This is a genomic window from Pedobacter xixiisoli (genome assembly GCF_900215335.1).
GTDB classification, from domain to species: domain Bacteria; phylum Bacteroidota; class Bacteroidia; order Sphingobacteriales; family Sphingobacteriaceae; genus Pedobacter; species Pedobacter xixiisoli.
Genome location: NZ_OCMT01000001.1, coordinates 733,505 through 750,455, shown reverse-complemented (window position 1 = coordinate 750,455; position 16,951 = coordinate 733,505). Strand labels below are relative to the sequence as shown.

The 16,951-nt window shown below is 37.4% G+C and carries 11 protein-coding genes; 3 read left to right on the top strand and 8 right to left on the bottom strand.

What is annotated here, in order from left to right:
- Nucleotide 1: 1 nt before the first annotated feature.
- The 7 genes from glpT to CRO54_RS02960 all read right to left on the bottom strand — a co-directional run bounded on the left by glpT (nt 2) and on the right by CRO54_RS02960 (nt 11,224).
- A complete protein-coding gene (glpT, locus tag CRO54_RS02990; RefSeq protein WP_097128520.1) occupies nt 2-1,369 on the bottom strand; it encodes a glycerol-3-phosphate transporter in 1,368 nt (455 codons plus the stop codon).
- Nucleotides 1,370-1,493: 124 nt separating this feature from the next.
- Nucleotides 1,494-2,396: a glycerophosphodiester phosphodiesterase family protein gene (locus CRO54_RS02985; RefSeq protein ID WP_097128517.1), complete on the bottom strand. Its 903-nt coding sequence runs from the start codon at nt 2,394-2,396 to the stop codon at nt 1,494-1,496.
- A 101-nt stretch (nt 2,397-2,497) separates the two neighbouring features.
- Nucleotides 2,498-3,913, bottom strand: a complete 1,416-nt coding sequence (locus CRO54_RS02980; protein ID WP_097128514.1) for a calcineurin-like phosphoesterase C-terminal domain-containing protein — start codon at nt 3,911-3,913, stop codon at nt 2,498-2,500.
- A 73-nt stretch (nt 3,914-3,986) separates the two neighbouring features.
- Nucleotides 3,987-5,267 carry a DUF5689 domain-containing protein gene (locus tag CRO54_RS02975; RefSeq protein WP_097128512.1) on the bottom strand — a complete coding sequence of 427 codons (1,281 nt, stop codon included), beginning with the start codon at nt 5,265-5,267 and terminating at the stop codon, nt 3,987-3,989.
- A 10-nt stretch (nt 5,268-5,277) separates the two neighbouring features.
- Nucleotides 5,278-6,765, bottom strand: coding sequence for a SusD/RagB family nutrient-binding outer membrane lipoprotein (locus tag CRO54_RS02970; RefSeq protein WP_097128509.1), 1,488 nt, complete (start codon nt 6,763-6,765; stop codon nt 5,278-5,280).
- A gap of 20 nt (nt 6,766-6,785) precedes the next feature.
- Nucleotides 6,786-10,082 carry a SusC/RagA family TonB-linked outer membrane protein gene (locus CRO54_RS02965; protein WP_097128506.1) on the bottom strand — a complete coding sequence of 1,099 codons (3,297 nt, stop codon included), beginning with the start codon at nt 10,080-10,082 and terminating at the stop codon, nt 6,786-6,788.
- Between the two features lie 380 nt (nt 10,083-10,462).
- A complete protein-coding gene (locus CRO54_RS02960; RefSeq protein ID WP_097128504.1) occupies nt 10,463-11,224 on the bottom strand; it encodes a DeoR/GlpR family DNA-binding transcription regulator in 762 nt (253 codons plus the stop codon).
- A 151-nt stretch (nt 11,225-11,375) separates the two neighbouring features.
- On the opposite strand from CRO54_RS02960, the gene CRO54_RS02955 reads away from it, so the two are divergent.
- The 3 genes from CRO54_RS02955 to CRO54_RS02940 all read left to right on the top strand — a co-directional run bounded on the left by CRO54_RS02955 (nt 11,376) and on the right by CRO54_RS02940 (nt 15,292).
- Entirely contained in the window at nt 11,376-12,968 is a 1,593-nt protein-coding gene (locus tag CRO54_RS02955) for a glycerol-3-phosphate dehydrogenase/oxidase (RefSeq protein ID WP_097128501.1), read from the top strand.
- A 22-nt stretch (nt 12,969-12,990) separates the two neighbouring features.
- Nucleotides 12,991-14,475 (top strand): glycerol kinase GlpK, encoded by a 1,485-nt coding sequence (glpK, locus tag CRO54_RS02950; RefSeq protein ID WP_097128498.1) that lies wholly within the window; start codon nt 12,991-12,993, stop codon nt 14,473-14,475.
- Between the two features lie 85 nt (nt 14,476-14,560).
- Nucleotides 14,561-15,292 carry an MIP/aquaporin family protein gene (locus tag CRO54_RS02940; protein WP_097129884.1) on the top strand — a complete coding sequence of 244 codons (732 nt, stop codon included), beginning with the start codon at nt 14,561-14,563 and terminating at the stop codon, nt 15,290-15,292.
- Here CRO54_RS02940 and CRO54_RS02935 read toward each other — a convergent pair.
- On the bottom strand, nt 15,289-16,905 hold the full coding sequence (locus tag CRO54_RS02935; protein ID WP_179747328.1) for an ATP-binding protein: 1,617 nt from the start codon (nt 16,903-16,905) through the stop codon (nt 15,289-15,291). The genes CRO54_RS02940 and CRO54_RS02935 overlap by 4 nt on opposite strands.
- Nucleotides 16,906-16,951: the final 46 nt, after the last annotated feature.

The window sequence follows — 16,951 nt, the reverse complement described above, 5'->3', positions numbered from 1 at the left end:
ATTAATGCGATAAAGGTGCGAGGTTAGCTAAATTTTTCTTTTCTCTATTCCAAGTAAAGGCGGTAAAGAAGATTGCTAAAATACAAGAAATAGCAATGGTAATGAAACAAGCATCCCAGCCATAATCATCTACCAAAGCACCCAATGCCGCATTTGCTAGTAAATCGCCAATAAAATAACCGAACAACCCCGTTAAACCAGCCGCCGTACCTGCTGCTTTTTTAGGCACTAAATCTATAGCTTGCACACCAATCAACATTACCGGACCATAAATAAAGAAACCTATAGCCCAAAGAGAGATATTTTGCATCAAGTGATGGTTTGAGGTTTTCCAATAAAGAATTACCGAAATTAACGTAAAGGCCATGTAAATGATCGTAACTGGAGCTCTTCTGCCTTTAAACAATCTATCGCTCATGATACCACAAAGCAAAGTACCTGGAATAGCCGCCAATTCATATCCGCCCGAAGCCCAAGCTGCTTCTGCCTGTGTATAATCTTTAGCCTCCTGTAAAAAAGTTGGAGCCCAGTTGATAATACCGTTCCTTACCAAATAAACAAAAGCATTAGCGATGGCAATAAACCATAGCAACCTATTATTGAACACATATTTAAAAAAGATTTCTTTAGCAGAAAATTCCTTTTCCTGAGTTTTAGCATCGTAGCTTTTAGGATAATCATTATTATATTCTTCTATGGCAGGTAACCCCACGGACTGTGGCGTATCTCTTACAAATACAAAGGCTATAACAGCAAACAAAAGAGCCGCTAAGCCAGGGAAGTACAATTTCGCATGCCAATCAGCGAATAATTCTAAGCCTAAAACGGTTAAAGGCCCAACTAAGAAACCACCAACATTATGAGCCAAATTCCAGATAGACATTGCCGTCCCCCTTTCGCGTACAGAATACCAATGCGCTACTACCCTACCACATGGCGGCCATCCCATTCCCTGCACCCATCCGTTAATAAAAAGTAGTACAAACATTAACGCAATAGAAGAAGTTGCAAACGGCACTAAGCCCATAAAAATCATCGTAAAAGCCGACAAAACCAATCCGATAGAAAGAAAGTAACGGGCATTGCTACGATCAGAGATATTCCCCATCAAAAACTTACTGAAACCATAAGCTATGGATAGCGCAGAGAAAGCAAAACCCAATTCTTTCTTGCTGAAACCTCCATTTTCCTGAAGCTGAAGATCGGGAATAGCAAAAGAGAAGTTTTTACGAACGAAATAATAAGCGGCATAACCTACGAAAATACCGATGAATACTTTAATTCGCTCTCTACTATATATTGATTTTACTTTTTCATCTGGCAATAAAGGCTTATGAGGTGCTGGTCCTGGAAATATTCTAAATCCCATATTTAGTTGGTTAGTTGTAATTTAGGTTAATTGATTAACTGGTTAGTCGGTTAATCGTTATGTATGACAAATTAGTTGATTGATTATTAGGCTAATTGTAAACTACAAATCGTTATTTTAAAACTCACAAAAGGTTTGTATAGTCTGAAATAATACCATCTACACCTAAAGCCTTCAATTCTTTTATCTCTTTATCAGTATTTACCGTCCAAGGAATGACTTTTATCCCATCCGCATGTGCTTTCTTAATCATTTCAGCATTTACCATTTGATAAGCCGGACTTAAAATAAATGGTTTATATCCTAAATCAGCAATATTTTGTTCATAAGTCTTCTTATTAGCCACTAAAAAAGACGTTCTAATATTTGGATATTCTTTATTGATGATTTGGATAGTACGCTTATCGAAAGACTGAATAACCACGTACGGTTCTATTTTTTTCGACTTGATTACCTCCATCAACAACTTCACAAACACATCTGGTGTTGGATTACTTACCCCATCGCCTTTTGCACTACATTTAGTTTCGATATTGTAGAAATACTGCTTTTTGTTTTTAGTCTTGATTTCATTTTGAACTTCATCAATCAAATCAGCTAGCAATGGAATATAGGTTTTCACTTTCTTTTGCTGAGGAAAATCTTTATGAAACTTAGTTCCTATATTAAAGGTCTTCAACAACTCATAATCCATTTTAAAAACGTTATATTTTTTAGCATCTGAAGCTGGAATCTCGTTACCTTCTGGTGTAAGCATAAAACCTGGACTAAGGTAATCATCGTGAGTTACCACCACTTTTCCATCCTTGGTGATGTGTGTATCCATTTCCAAAGTAGTCACATTAGGATAAGACATCGCATCTTTCATTGCCAAGATGGTATTTTCTGGCACTAGGCCTCTACCACCCCTATGTGCTTCGGCACTGAAATTTGGAAAAGCAACTTGAGTCATTGTAGTCGATTTTTTAACAGAACAGGCCGCTATCCCTAAAAGTAAAATTCCTAATGGGTAAAATAGTTTTTTCATTATCAATGGATGGAGTTAAAAATTAAATTTGGAAAATTGGCCACAGATGCACAGGTTTAATATCAAACTTATTCATCGCTCAGCCGTGGAAAATTATTGAATTAGCTTAGTTTCTTCTCTGCTTTAAATTGTTCGCCGAAACGATCAGTAGCTACTATTTTCACCGATTTAACAGAAGAACTACAATGCGCCATAAACAAATGCTCCGTTCTGCTTGGTTCGGCAAATGGTCTACTTGCCGGAAGCTTATCTCCTTTATAAAGTCTCACTGCTTCTGGATCGAAACCTTTCATCATTTCCATCGGCGCCGAAACGCCGTCTAAAAAGCACTCTACTTTCCACTCAGGATCGTAATTCCAAACATTAGCAATAATCCGGTTATTAGCAGTTAGCTTTTCAATATCTAGACTTACCTGATGTTTTCTATCTAAGTCAGTTCCTTTATAATACCATTTCAGTTTTTTGCCAGTTACCTCATAAACACCATAACCACGAGGCGCACCGTCGCTACAAATTGGACCGGTCCACCAAGCACCGCAAACCGCACCATGATTATGCTCAAAAACACCATCTCTAATAACGTTACGGTTGTAGTGCGTATGACCAGACATCACATGAACATTCTTAAAGCTTCTTAAGATATCATAAAAAGCTTCGTTGTTTTTCACACTATTGTGGATTGGAATATGCGCATTAATGATCACCAAATTATCTTTTGGCACATGCTGCAAGTCTTTCTCCATCCAAGCTAATTGCTCCTTAGAAATATAACCATCATATTTTCTGTCTTCACCTAAATACCTCACGTCGTCTAATACAATATAATGCGCTTTACCTCTATTAAACGAATAGTAAGTTGGTCCGTAGTATTTTTTGAAAGTTCTATCGGAAGTTTCATCTCCGCCCATGCGATAATCCATATCATGGTTACCTAAGCATTGGAAAAACGGAATGCCCATCAACTCCACGGCTTTGTTATAATCATCGAAAAGAGGCAAATTATCCCAAACTAGATCGCCCACACCAATACCATGCACTAAAGCTCTGGAGCCCAATTCTTTCAACAAGCGCTTTACATCAGGCACTGATGTTGCCATCATCTGCGCTACGTCTTTTTTGTTTTTAACTTGTGGATCTGCCCAAATAATGAAATGGTGCTTATCATCATCTTGCTTTAATTTCTTTAGCACATAATTGACTTCGTTACGAGCTCCTAAAGTTTCGTACTGTCTATTTACACTACCTAAATCCGTTTTAAAATCATAGCCAGCAGGCGTACTTAAAAACAGAAATTCTGATTTTTCAGTTAAAGTAATGGAGTAATTTCCATTGGCATCAGTTTTTACGACTGCAAATCCATCAGACAGCACCACATCGGCTATACCCTTTTTACCATCGGTTACTTTACCAGTTATAGTGTTGCCATGCTTAAGTTGATTGAAAGCATTTGATTTTAAGCTTACCACCATTCCGGTAGCGAGAAGCCCAAATCTTTCTAAAAATATTCTACGGTTCATTCTCAAAACATTAGTCTGTGTTAACAAAAAGGAGAGAATAAATCTCTCCTTATAAATTTTCAATAATTCACCACTAGTTAGAGTAAACAGCGATATCTTCTATACATAGTCTACCGTTTAAAACATTAGGAACACTAGTAGCACCCAGACCTAATTTGGTAATCCTGAAACGCACCTTACCTTTAATATCTAACAATACTGTTTCTTGTCTTGAACCGCCGCTTTGTGCTCTAACGTCCGGAGCTGCTGCAACCCAAGTTACACCGCCATCAACAGAATATTCTAGACGAAGTGTACTAATTGCATCGGTATAATAAGCACCTTGCCAATAGGTAACCTTAGAAGCCCCATTAGGCAAATCGAAATTCATTTGTACGTAAGCAGGAACTGTTAAATTTTGCTGCATACGAATACACTGTAAACCAGGAGCATTAAACCTATCCCGGCCATCTGTAAATCCCAAAATAGCTTGTTCTAATTTCCAATTACCAGTTTTAAGATCAACATTGTTGTTTGGAATAGCTGGTGTATTCATATTGTACGAACCTTTCACTAAATAATTTGGACTTTCAAAGCTTTCAGGCCAATTTGGATAGATAGGTCCGCTGGCATTTGAAACATCAGCAATAGTTCTAATTCTTACTTGCTTTACATCTCCATAACCACCTGTAGCATTTCCATATATGGGGATTACCTTATAAGTCGCACTTGCAGGAAGGCTATTTCCTTGAAAAGCTGCATTATTTTGCGTGAATAAAGAAATTGTAGAACCAGAGCCATCATCTAAAGTTTTATTACCTGAATAAGTTTCACCAGCCTCAGGCAATGGCTTAGTATCCGCAACTATACTTACTAATGTATTCTCATAAGTAGCAAAATTCGTAACCATTTCACCTAGAGAAACTGATTTCACTAAAACTGAGTTTCCTGAGCTAACTTTTCTTATTTTATCTAAAGAAATGTTTTTAAGCTGCAATGAGCTCGAAACCTTTCCTAATACAGCTCCAGATACATCTACAACTACAGAATCTCCAGTGGCAAAAGGAATTGTCCCACCTGTTACGCCTATCAAAATACCTCTGGTTAGTCCTCTATCAGAGTTTTGAATGATCAAACCTGCCTCAGGAAAATTTTTACCAGATAAATTAGAAATCACCACCCCGCCAACAAGATTGGCGCCTGCCAGATCTTTAGCAGATAACGTAATCTCACTTCCCTTATAAGCACTTTTTAAAACATGTAAAGCAGCAAAGGAATTAACTACACCTTCTGATTGATTGATATTTTTTTTGCAAGAACTAAAAATAATAGCGCTTATGATTATCGTTAATAATGTAATATTAATATATTTCATGTTTTTCAAATTATTTGTTCCACCACATTTTTGTATTCATATCATCAGCGCCAAAGGCCGCTACCGCCGCAGTGTAATTTGTACTATTCAATGACTGAACATAAACTGGGTACTTAAAACGAGAAGGCATTACACCACCATTTTGCAAACCAGCACCTTTAGGCAATACAGGATGTCCAGTCCTCCTATATTCAAACCATTGCTGGAAATCAGTAAAAAACAAAGTATAATATTTCTGCTTATGAATTTTCTCCAGCTTATAAAATTCATCATCAGCAGAATTCCAAGCCAAAAAGGTATTATTTAAATAATCTGAAGGCACTGTTGCACTCCAAAATGTGATCGCATTATTTACACCTCTTTCATAATAAGCTTTTGCATCACCAGCTATGTAGCCTTTCACAGCTGCTTCGGCTAAAATAAACTGCAATTCTGCATAGTTCATAATGTTACCTAACAAAGGCGCATTCATCAAATTAGTAGTATATGTAGATTGTCTATCAGGCACATTACCTCTAACATATCCACTAGGGATACCTATATAAGTACCACCTGATAGATTTGCCCAAAAAGGACGACGTGGATCATTCCATTCATTTAAAGTATTTATAAAAAACTCTGACAATCCGTTATCTCCATTAAAATCAAACACTCTGTAAGTATTAAAAGGCGAAGTAAATGGAACAGTCATCGTATATTTCAAAACTGCCGATTCATCATTTGTCGTAAAAATTGGATAAGTCGAAGCTTTTGTATCTACTATTTCGCTAATTTTAGCGGCTGCATTCGATTCCGGTCTACCAGATGCTCTCAGTAATAAACGCAAATACAAACTATTTCCAAATTTGCGCCATGAATTAATTACCATCGTAGAAGCTGTTGCTGTTGCTACACTAGACGGTATATTTCTACCATACAATGGATCATAAGCTATTTGTTCGGCGGTAAGCACACTTCCAGTCGTTAATAGCGTATTGGCTTCTTCCAATTTTCTAAAAAGATCCAAATAAATACTTTGTTGGGTGTCAAATTTGGGCTGATAAGAGCCCTCCCTACCTTTATTTGATTCTGAATAAGGAACATCCCCAAATGTATCTGTTATTAAAGAACTAACGTAAACGTCACTTATTAATGCCATTGCCATGTGGGTGGTTCTATTCAAATCCTTCGCTCGCTGATACATATCTCTAAAATTGGTTAATTGTAAGTACCAATTATTCCACATGTAATCTGATTCTCCTGGACGGACTACATACCTATGTATTTCGTCACCATCCGAAGTAGTAACATGTACCTGCATCAACTCATTTGTTAATCTAAGTGCTCTGGTATTATTTCTACTTACAACATCCCACAAAGATGAAGTTAGCAAAGCCTCTGGCAATGCAGCCGAGCTCTTGTTTGGATCTGTATTCATTTCCTCGAAACCAGACTTACAAGAAGTAACTAGGATACAAGCGGTAATCAGAACCAATATTTTATTTAATTTTATAGCCATAACTTAATATTTCTTAATTCTTAAAAGGCGATAGTTAGATTTATACCGAAGGTTCTGGTTGATGGGAACTGAGCGGATTCAAATCCAGCAGAGATATCACCATCGGCACCAATGGTACCGAACTCGGGATCAAAAGCAGGCCAATCAGTGAACATCAACAAATCACGCCCATATATACCGATAGTTGCTTTTTGCAGGCCTAATTTACTAGTGAACTTAGGTGTTAAGGCATAATCTAGGCGGGCTTCTCTGAACTTAATAAAATCTGTGCTAAACAAATTCGACTCCACATTATCCCTATTAAAATGCCCATTATAGTACGCCTGAATATTAGTTGCTACGATTGTATTTGGTACGTACACCCCGTCTTTCAACATCACCCCGTTACCAACTATACCATTGTACCTGCCAGGAACTGTTTTCTGCAACTTACCCTCCTCTGCCAAAACAGCATGAGTAAGTGAATATGCTTTTCCACCGAACTGCGCATCAAACAACAAATTCAAACTGAACCTTTTGTAACTAATAGTCGTACCCAAGCTCGACTTATAGCGTGCAGTAGAATTCCCTAAATACTGGGTAGTCTGACCTAAAACTGGAATTCCGTCCTTGTAAACAATTTGCCCATCAGGAGATCTCTCATAGCCCAGTCCATAAATATCACCCATAGCACCGCCCACTCTAGCTTCTATAGTACCCCTAGGACCTGACGAAAGCACAAGAGAACCTACACTATCTGATAAAGAAATAACTTTATTCCTATTGGTAGCAAAAGTACCGAAAAGATTAATATTCAGACCTGATTTTGACTTTAATGGACTAGCATTCAACTGCACTTCGAGCCCCTTATTTCTTACTTCACCGATATTCAATATTACTGATGAATAGCCTGATGAAGCATCAATCCTAGAAGGAATGATCTGATCTTTCGTATTATTTTGATAGACTGCAAAATCAATACCTAATCTGTTTTTAAACAATTTCAAATCTAGCCCCAACTCCACGCTACTAGTCTTAAGAGGCCTTAATTCGGTATTTGCAATTACTGTTGGATTAACCAAACTACCTGGAAAACCAGTTGGAGTGTAAGCATAAGCAGTCTGGTAAGGTTTTGTACTTCCACTACCCACCCCGGCAACAGAAGCTCTTAGTTTAAGATATGAAATTTGTTTTGGAAATTTAATTTTATCAGAAAGGACAGCACTTAAGCTAGCAGAAGGATAAAAGAAAGAAACATTATCAGTGCCGGTTGGAGTAGCTAGCGTACTTGCCCAATCATTTCTAGCAGTTAAATCCAAGAATAAAAAATTATCATAACTAGCAGTACCTAATGCATAAAAGCTGTTAACTGCGTAATTCTGTCTATTAGGCAAAGTAATAAGTGTATTTTTAGAATTTGCGAAGCTAAAAATACCAGGATACAACAATTGATCAGCCCTAAGCTCGTCAACAGTATATCTATTTTTCATCCTACTACCACCTAAAGTTACTGTATAATCAAACTTACTTCCAACCTTATCATTATATCTTAGCAAGAAATCACTATTAATCTCTTGAGAAAATATATTTTGTGTACGATACATTCCATTAGCATACTTATTTGTATTGAACGGCCTCTGCTGTGATCGACCTTCATAAGACAAATCAACTGAAGTCCTAACCATTAAACTCAGATTCTTGAGGAAATTATAAGTTGCACTCACATTTCCAACCACATTGTTCCTATTAGATTTATTAAGCATCTCGTTAGCAATCAAATAAGGATTATCTAACAAACTGCTAAAAGGCCTATTCTGCATAATCCCTTCTTGTCCAGGCATCCAATATTCTTTAAACCAGTCCATATTCATATTAGGTGTAAGCCCCCTAATAAAATACATAATAGATTGATTATTATAACCTGTAGAAGGCAAATTATCAGAATACTTATTAGTATAATTAACCTTACTTGCTATTTGCAACTTGTTAGTTAATTTACTACTCACCGATAACGAAATAGTATTTCTAGTCATACCAGTATTAGGTATAATCCATCTATTTTGCAAGTTAGTAACTGATAAGCGAGCAGTAGTTTTATCCGTTCCTCCGTCAAGTGCTACACTATTAATAAAAGTATTTGCTGTTTGAAAAAAATCTTTATGATTATTTGGATAAGCGACCCAAGGCAAGCGTGTTGCACTTGTAGTTTTCGTTACTGGATCATATTGAAAATAAGATTGTCCATCAAATTTTGGTCCCCAAGCCGAACTAGTACTTCTTGTACTTGCACCGTCAGCCGTAGCCAGATAAGAGTAATATAAATCTTGACCTGTAGCACCTTGACCGTATTCGTTTTGATAATCTGGCCATCTTGAAATGGTTTCGAAAGAAGAATTAGAGTTAAAAGAAACGCCAATTCCTTTTTGATTAACTTTTCCTGATTTTGTAGTGATAATTACAGCTCCGTTTCCTCCTCTAGAACCATATAAGGCTGTAGCTGCGGGACCTTTCAAAACAGAAACACTCTCTATATCATCTGGGTTAATATCAGCTAAACTATTTCCAAAATCCGTTGGCGAATCTCCAGATAAATATGCGCCACTACCCGAACCCGTAGATCTTCTACCACTACTACCACTGGTAATCACTCCATCGATAACGATCAAAGCTTCACTTTCTCCAGCTAAGGAATTTTCACCACGAAGAATAATTTTATTAGAACCTGCGGGACCGCCTCCAGACTTAATAAGATTTAAGCCAGCCACCTTACCGCTTAATGCGCTAGTCCAGTTATTAGCAATAGCATTAGTAAGCTGCTCCCCATCCACAGTAGTAGTCGCATAGCCCAATGCCTTCTGGTCCCTCTTAATCCCCAATGCTGTAACAACAACAGTATTCAATTCATTAGTAGAAGATTTCAACCTAATATTAACACCAGTTTGCCCATCAGTAAAAGTCTTAGATATTGCAGCATAACCAATCATAGAAAAACTAACTGTTGTTCCTTTAGCAATACTAATAGTGAAATCACCTTTAGCATCTGTAAGACCAAGCATCTTTCGATTGTTATCAATGATACTAACTCCAGGAACGCCGTTATTATCCCCATCATCCAAGACAGTACCTTTAATTGTGACGTTTTGAGATGCGTTTTGAGCTGTAGCATTTTGCAATAGCAAAAATTGAAAAATTGCTACAAAAAGAAATGTCATAACGCTTACATTTCTTAAAAATAGCTTTTTCAAAATACCTATTACAGAAAGCTGCGACTGCAGAATGTTCTCACATTCTGAGACATGCAGGAGCACGCCAGCCTTTTGAGTAGTTGTTTTGTTCATAATTGTTATATCGGGTTATTTACTAGTTTCTAATTATTATTTTCCCGAACGCTGCAAAACTAGACCACATGTGTTAACTGTACATTAACTCGACATTAACCTATTCTGAAACATTTCGAAATTCAAATATACTTAACTTTGCTACACAAACAACAGTTGAGCAATAAATAAAAAACAAACTGAAACTAAATATAAATAATAAACAATCAAAATAAAACGCAAAATTTTTTATAGAGAGCATAAAAACATAAACAACGCATTTTACACTAAAAACACCAAAACAATACGAAATAGTAAAGAAACAATACGAAAATATAAGAGCAAAAAAAAAGCACAATACGAATAGATTGCGCTCTCTTTATTAAGAATCTAGAAAATCACTAGACAACAGTAACTGTAACCCCCAAGCCTTCTAAGTGATTTATCATCTGTTGAGAAACCCCTTTATCCGTTATAATTTGGTCAACATCTTCAAAGCCACATATTTTACCGAAGCCCCTTTTTCCGAACTTAGTAGAATCGGCAAGCACAACTACTTTCTGTGAAACTTTAATCATTTGACGGTTCAAATGCGCCTCCATTGCATTTGTAGTTGTAAAACCATGTTCCAAATCAATACCATCAACCCCTAGAAATAATGTATTAAAATAGAAATCTTGCAGAACCTGTTCAGCATACGCACCCATTACTGATGAAGAACTTTTTCTCAATAGACCACCTAACTGTATCACTTCAACGTCTGGATTCCTAAGAAACTCCAAAGATATATTCAATGATGAAGTAACTACCGTTAAATTCAATGCATTAGGAATACTTTTAGCAAAATAAAGCAAGGTGGTACCAGAAGCCACAACTATAGAATCATTTTCCTTTAACAACTTAGCTCCCGCAACACCAATTCTATTTTTTTCGGCAGATTGCAGTTGCTCCTTTTCATTTACAGGCCGATCAACCGTATAAGGATTATTTAACGTTGCCCCACCATGCGTCCTAAATAACAAACTTTTATCTTCCAAAAGCTTCAAATCCTTACGAATAGTTACCGAAGAAACCTTAAGCTCTTTACAAAGCTCTACGACATTAATATATTGATCTTGCTGGATACGGTTAAGTATAAATTGATGCCTTTCGGCGAGGGTCATGCTCATAGCCTTTTATATTTAATCGCAATTTAATAATTAATACAAATACGCTTACCATCTTTAACAAAAGAAAAATAATTACATTAAGAATGTATTATTTCGATTTACATTACTTATAATTGCTTATTGTTTCGTTTTATTACACTTTATTATGCAGAGAATACATAACCACAACCTAGTTGACCAATCTGAATGGGATATTATTATTATTGGCGGAGGTGCAACTGGACTAGGAACAGCTCTTGATTCGGCAAGTAGAGGTTTAAAAACATTACTTATTGAACAAGCAGATTTTGCAAAAGGAACGTCGAGCAGAAGTACAAAACTAGTACACGGAGGTGTAAGATACTTAGCCCAAGGTGATATAGCCCTAGTAAAGCATGCCTTAAAAGAACGAGGCTTAATGCAGAAAAATGCAGCGCACTTGGTTCACAAGGAAGAGTTTTTAATACCTTGTTATAGTTGGTTCTCCGTAGCTAAGTACCTTATTGGTTTAAAAATTTACGATTGGTTAGCAGGAAGATTCAGTTTCGGAACTTCGAAATATTTTTCAAAAAACGAAACCTTACGAATTATGCCTGGCATTAAAGAAAAAGGCTTGAAAGGCTCCATTCGTTATTTCGATGGTCGTTTTGATGACGCCAGATTAGCCATTAACATCGCTCAAACAGCGAAAGAACAAGGCGCTACCCTAATCAACTACATGAAAGTTACCAACTTGATCAAAGAAGGAGGACAAGTAAATGGCGTTACAACAATAGATACGATTACAAACGAAACTTTTAAACTAAAGGCAAAGGTAGTAATCAATGCGACTGGAGTATTTGTAGACGAGATTTTACAAATGAACGATTCGAAAGCTAAAAAAACCGTAAGACCTAGCCAAGGCGTTCATATTGTTTTAAAAAAGGAGTTCCTTAACAGTGATTCTGCGCTAATGATACCTCAAACCTCAGACGGAAGGGTTCTTTTCGCTGTTCAATGGCATAACCATTTGTTGGTTGGCACTACAGATACGCCATTAGATGAACACAGCTTAGAACCAAGAGCATTGAAAGAAGAAACTGATTTCATTTTAAACACGGCAGCAAATTATTTCAAAACCAAACCAACAGAAAACGATATACTGAGCGTGTTTTCTGGCTTAAGACCACTTGCAGCACCCACCGAAGGCAAAGCTAACAGCACCAAAGAAATCAGTAGAGACCATAAATTGATGCGTTCTGCAAAAGGTCTGATTACTATTACCGGAGGAAAATGGACCACTTATCGTCGCATGGCAGAAGAAACTGTTGATTTAGCTATGAAAGAAGCTGGAATCCCACTTACTCCCTGCAAAACCGAACATTTGCCTATACATGGTTGTGAAAATGCTACAGATAGCAAGTATTTAAATATTTATGGAACAGATAAAAACCATATTGAAACTTTAATTAAGCAAAACCCAGAATTAGCACAACTGCTTCATCCAGATTTCCCATATACCTATGCAGAAGTAATTTGGAGCACTAGAAATGAAATGGCAGAGACGGTGGAAGATATTTTGAGCAGACGTTTAAGAGTATTAATTATTGATGCAAAAGCTGCCATTGAGATGAGTGCTATTGTTGCGAGTATTATGGCTAAAGAAACTGGAGCAGACAAGCAGTGGGAAGATGAGCAAGTGAAATCTTTTATTAAATTAGCAGAAGGTTACACTTACAAAAGCAAAAACACAAAGGAAGAGCCTGTTTTAGCAGGATAAAACTTCCGACCAAATATTTACTATGGGCAAGTACATTTTATCTCTAGACCAAGGGACGACAAGTTCGCGAGCCATTATTTTTAATCACGGTGGCGAGATTATAGCGCTGGCTCAAAAAGAATTCACACAAATTTACCCGAAGGCTGGATGGGTAGAACATGACCCAAACGAAATCTGGTCTACCCAGCTCGCAGTTGCTACCGAAGTAATTGCCAAAGCTGGCTTAACAGCGAGCGACATCAATGCTATTGGTATTACTAACCAAAGGGAAACGACTGTTGTTTGGGACAGAAACACTGGAAAGCCAGTTTACAATGCTATTGTTTGGCAAGACCGAAGAACATCTGAATATTGCAATGCCGTCAAGCAGCAAGGCCACTCAAAGCTCATTCAAGAGAAAACAGGATTGATTATAGATTCTTATTTCTCGGCAACCAAAGTGAGGTGGATACTAGAAAATGTAGAAGGCGCAAAACAAAAAGCACAAAATGGAGAATTAGCTTTTGGAACCATAGATAGCTGGTTAATCTGGAATTTAACCGCCGGCAAAGTCCATGTAACAGATGTAAGTAATGCATCTCGTACTATGATTTACAACATCCATACTTTAGCTTGGGATGATGATCTGCTAGAGCTATTTGATATTCCAAAGTCGATGCTGCCAGAAGTAAAATCATCGAGCGAAATTTACGGGACAACTGCAGGAAACATTTTAGCAGCTCAGTTACCTATTGCAGGTATAGCTGGTGATCAGCAGTCGGCACTCTTTGGACAGATCTGCACACAACCCGGCATGGTAAAGAACACCTATGGCACTGGTTGTTTTATGCTGATGAACATCGGCAATATGCCAAAAACATCAACTAATAACTTACTAACTACCATAGCATGGCAAATTAACGGAGAAGTAAATTATGCTTTGGAAGGAAGTATTTTTATTGCTGGAGCCATTGTTCAATGGCTACGTGACGAATTGGGATTGATTCAAAAATCTGCAGATGTAGAACAATTAGCCAAACAAGTTGATGATACACAAGGTGTTTATATTGTCCCTGCATTTGCAGGTTTAGGCGCTCCCTACTGGAACCAAGATGCCAGAGGAACAATAACGGGCATTACCAGGGGCACGAATAAATCTCATATTGCCAGAGCTGCTTTAGAAAGTATCGCTTATCAAACTATGGATGTTTTAAAAGCAATGCAAGCAGACGCTGGCACTCCGATCGCTGAACTTAGAGTTGATGGTGGCGCTACCGCAAACAACTTATTGATGCAATTTCAGGCAGAGTTATTGGAATGCAAAGTAATTAGACCAGAGGTTACAGAAGTTACAGCAATTGGTGCTGCTTATTTAGCAGGCCTAGCTACTGGTTTTTGGAAAGATATCGAAGAAATAAAATCTCAATGGAAAGTGAACAAAATATTTACCGCTGATAAAAAAATAGATCAGAAACGTATTAAGGGCTGGGAACAAGCAATCAAAGCAACTATAGCAAATACTGAGTAGCTTACAGTTGACAGTTTTCAATTCCAAACCAACCAACCAACCAACCAACCAACCAACCAACCAACCAACCAACCAACAAGCACTTATGAATATTTACGTAGCAGAATTTATTGGCACCGCCATTATGATCCTTTTGGGAAATGGCGTGGTAGCAAATGTTGTACTGAAAGACACCAAAGGTAACGGCAGCGGCTGGATGGTAATTACCACTGCTTGGGCTTTAGCTGTATTTGTAGCAGTTATCGTGGCTGGTCCACACAGCGGCGCTCATCTTAACCCAGCGGTAACCCTTGCTCTTGCACTAACAGAATCATTTGAATGGGCAAAAGTTCCTTACTACATACTTGCTCAATTAGCAGGTGCAATGACGGGCTCTTTTCTAGTTTGGTTATTCTACAAAGATCACTTTGATGCAACAGCAGACGCTGGATTGAAAACTGCTCCTTTTGCCACAGGCCCAGCAATCGCTAATAGAAAATCAAATCTATTTTCTGAAATCATCGGCACATTTGTGCTCATTTTTGTTATTTTCTATATCACTGGCGGAGAATTAGGCAAAGAAAAAACCCCAATTGGATTAGGTTCTGTTGGTGCACTTCCTGTAGCTTTTTTAGTTTGGGTAATAGGCTTAAGCTTGGGCGGCACAACTGGTTATGCCATCAATCCAGCTAGAGATTTGGGCCCAAGAATTGTTCATGCGATAATTCCAATGAAAGGAAAAGGAAGCAGCAATTGGAACTACGCCTGGATCCCAGTAATTGGTCCAGTAATTGGGGCTACCTTAGCTGCACTGCTACATCTTATATTAAAAAATTAGTTTGCATATTTACGTAATTCCGCAAAAAGATCGTTAGCATGAAACGGTTTAGACAAATAGCCATTCATCCCTACCGCTTTTACATCATCCTCTACCTGATTATTTACAGTAGCAGTTAGTGCAATAATAGGAATGGCAGACTTCACAACATCTTCTATCTGTCTGATTTTCCTTGTAGCCTCATAGCCGTCCATTTCTGGCATATATAAATCCATTAAAATGAGGTCATAATTATTTTCTAAATGCATGGATAAGGCCTCTCGCCCATTTTCAGCAACCGCTGGATTTATCCCTACCCTATTTAACGTTTTTCTAATCACCATCACATTCACAACATTATCTTCCGCCACCAATATCCGCATTTCAGAAAGACTATTATGATCACTAGTTACAACACTACTTCCATGAGCCACCTCTATTTTATCTTGGTAATGATAAACGATATCGAAAGTAAACTTAGTCCCCTTTCCTATTACACTTTCAACTTCTACCACCGAATGATGAAGTTTTAGCACCCTTCTCACAATGGCCAAGCCTAAACCTGTACCTCCATAATTCCTATTCGTACTGCTCGATGCTTGAATAAAATCCTCAAATATCTCTTGCTGCCTATTCACTTCTATTCCAATTCCAGAATCTTCAATTGAAAATCTCACTTTTAAATCCTTATTAGTAATATCGGCTACGCTACAAATTAATCTTACACTTCCCTTTTCTGTAAATTTTATTGCATTATTCAACAGATTTAAAAGCACTTGGGTTAAACGTGTCGGATCTCCCATAAGATTAACAGCTTTAAGCTGATCAGCAACTTCAATACGAAATTCTAAATACTTTTCTGAAGCCTTCAAACGGGTACTTGCGTAGATATTTTCTACAAGCTCTGAAAGATTGAAAGGAATCCGTTCCAATTCAACGGTATCAGACTCTAGTTTATTGAAATCTAAAATATCGGTAACTAAAGACAATAAATTTTCTGCCGAGAACTTCAATACAGATAATGTTTCTTCCTGATCCTTTCGCGGCTCTTGCAAAAGTAGCACATTCGTTAAGCCTACCACTCCATTCAAGGGCGTTCTCAATTCATGAGACATCGTAGATAAAAAACTCATCCTAGCATTAGATAACTTTTTAATTTCATCCACTTTGATGTTTAAACGTTGGTTGATATCATTAAGCTGATTTTTAGTTTCTGTTAGGGTGATGATATTCTTATTGAAAGCCTTAAAGAAATAATAGTGCAAAAATGCGATAGCGAAGAAATCGAAAACCAAGACATAGATGTAAATTGGCCTAGCAATCACTTGTGCACCATTGTTTAAAAAGAAATAGCCTTTAGAAAACATAGCGTCTATTAAAACAGGAATGATATTTAAAATGGTATAAATCCAGCCCCATTTATTGCCATGCATATAGAAACCTAATGCCGAGGCCAACCATATATACTGCAGTGTTGCCGCATTGACTCCTTTTACGAAAAAAAGCAGATTAGCCCAAACCCCTAATATCGTAATGAGCATTAAAATAAAATGCGAAATGATTCGCCATGAATTAAAGCAATATAACATTACGAAAAGCAGGGCAGAAAACCCCGAAATTACGCAAGCTCTCATCATTTGCGGCACCTGATTAGTATAGGAATATGCTAAAACTAATGAT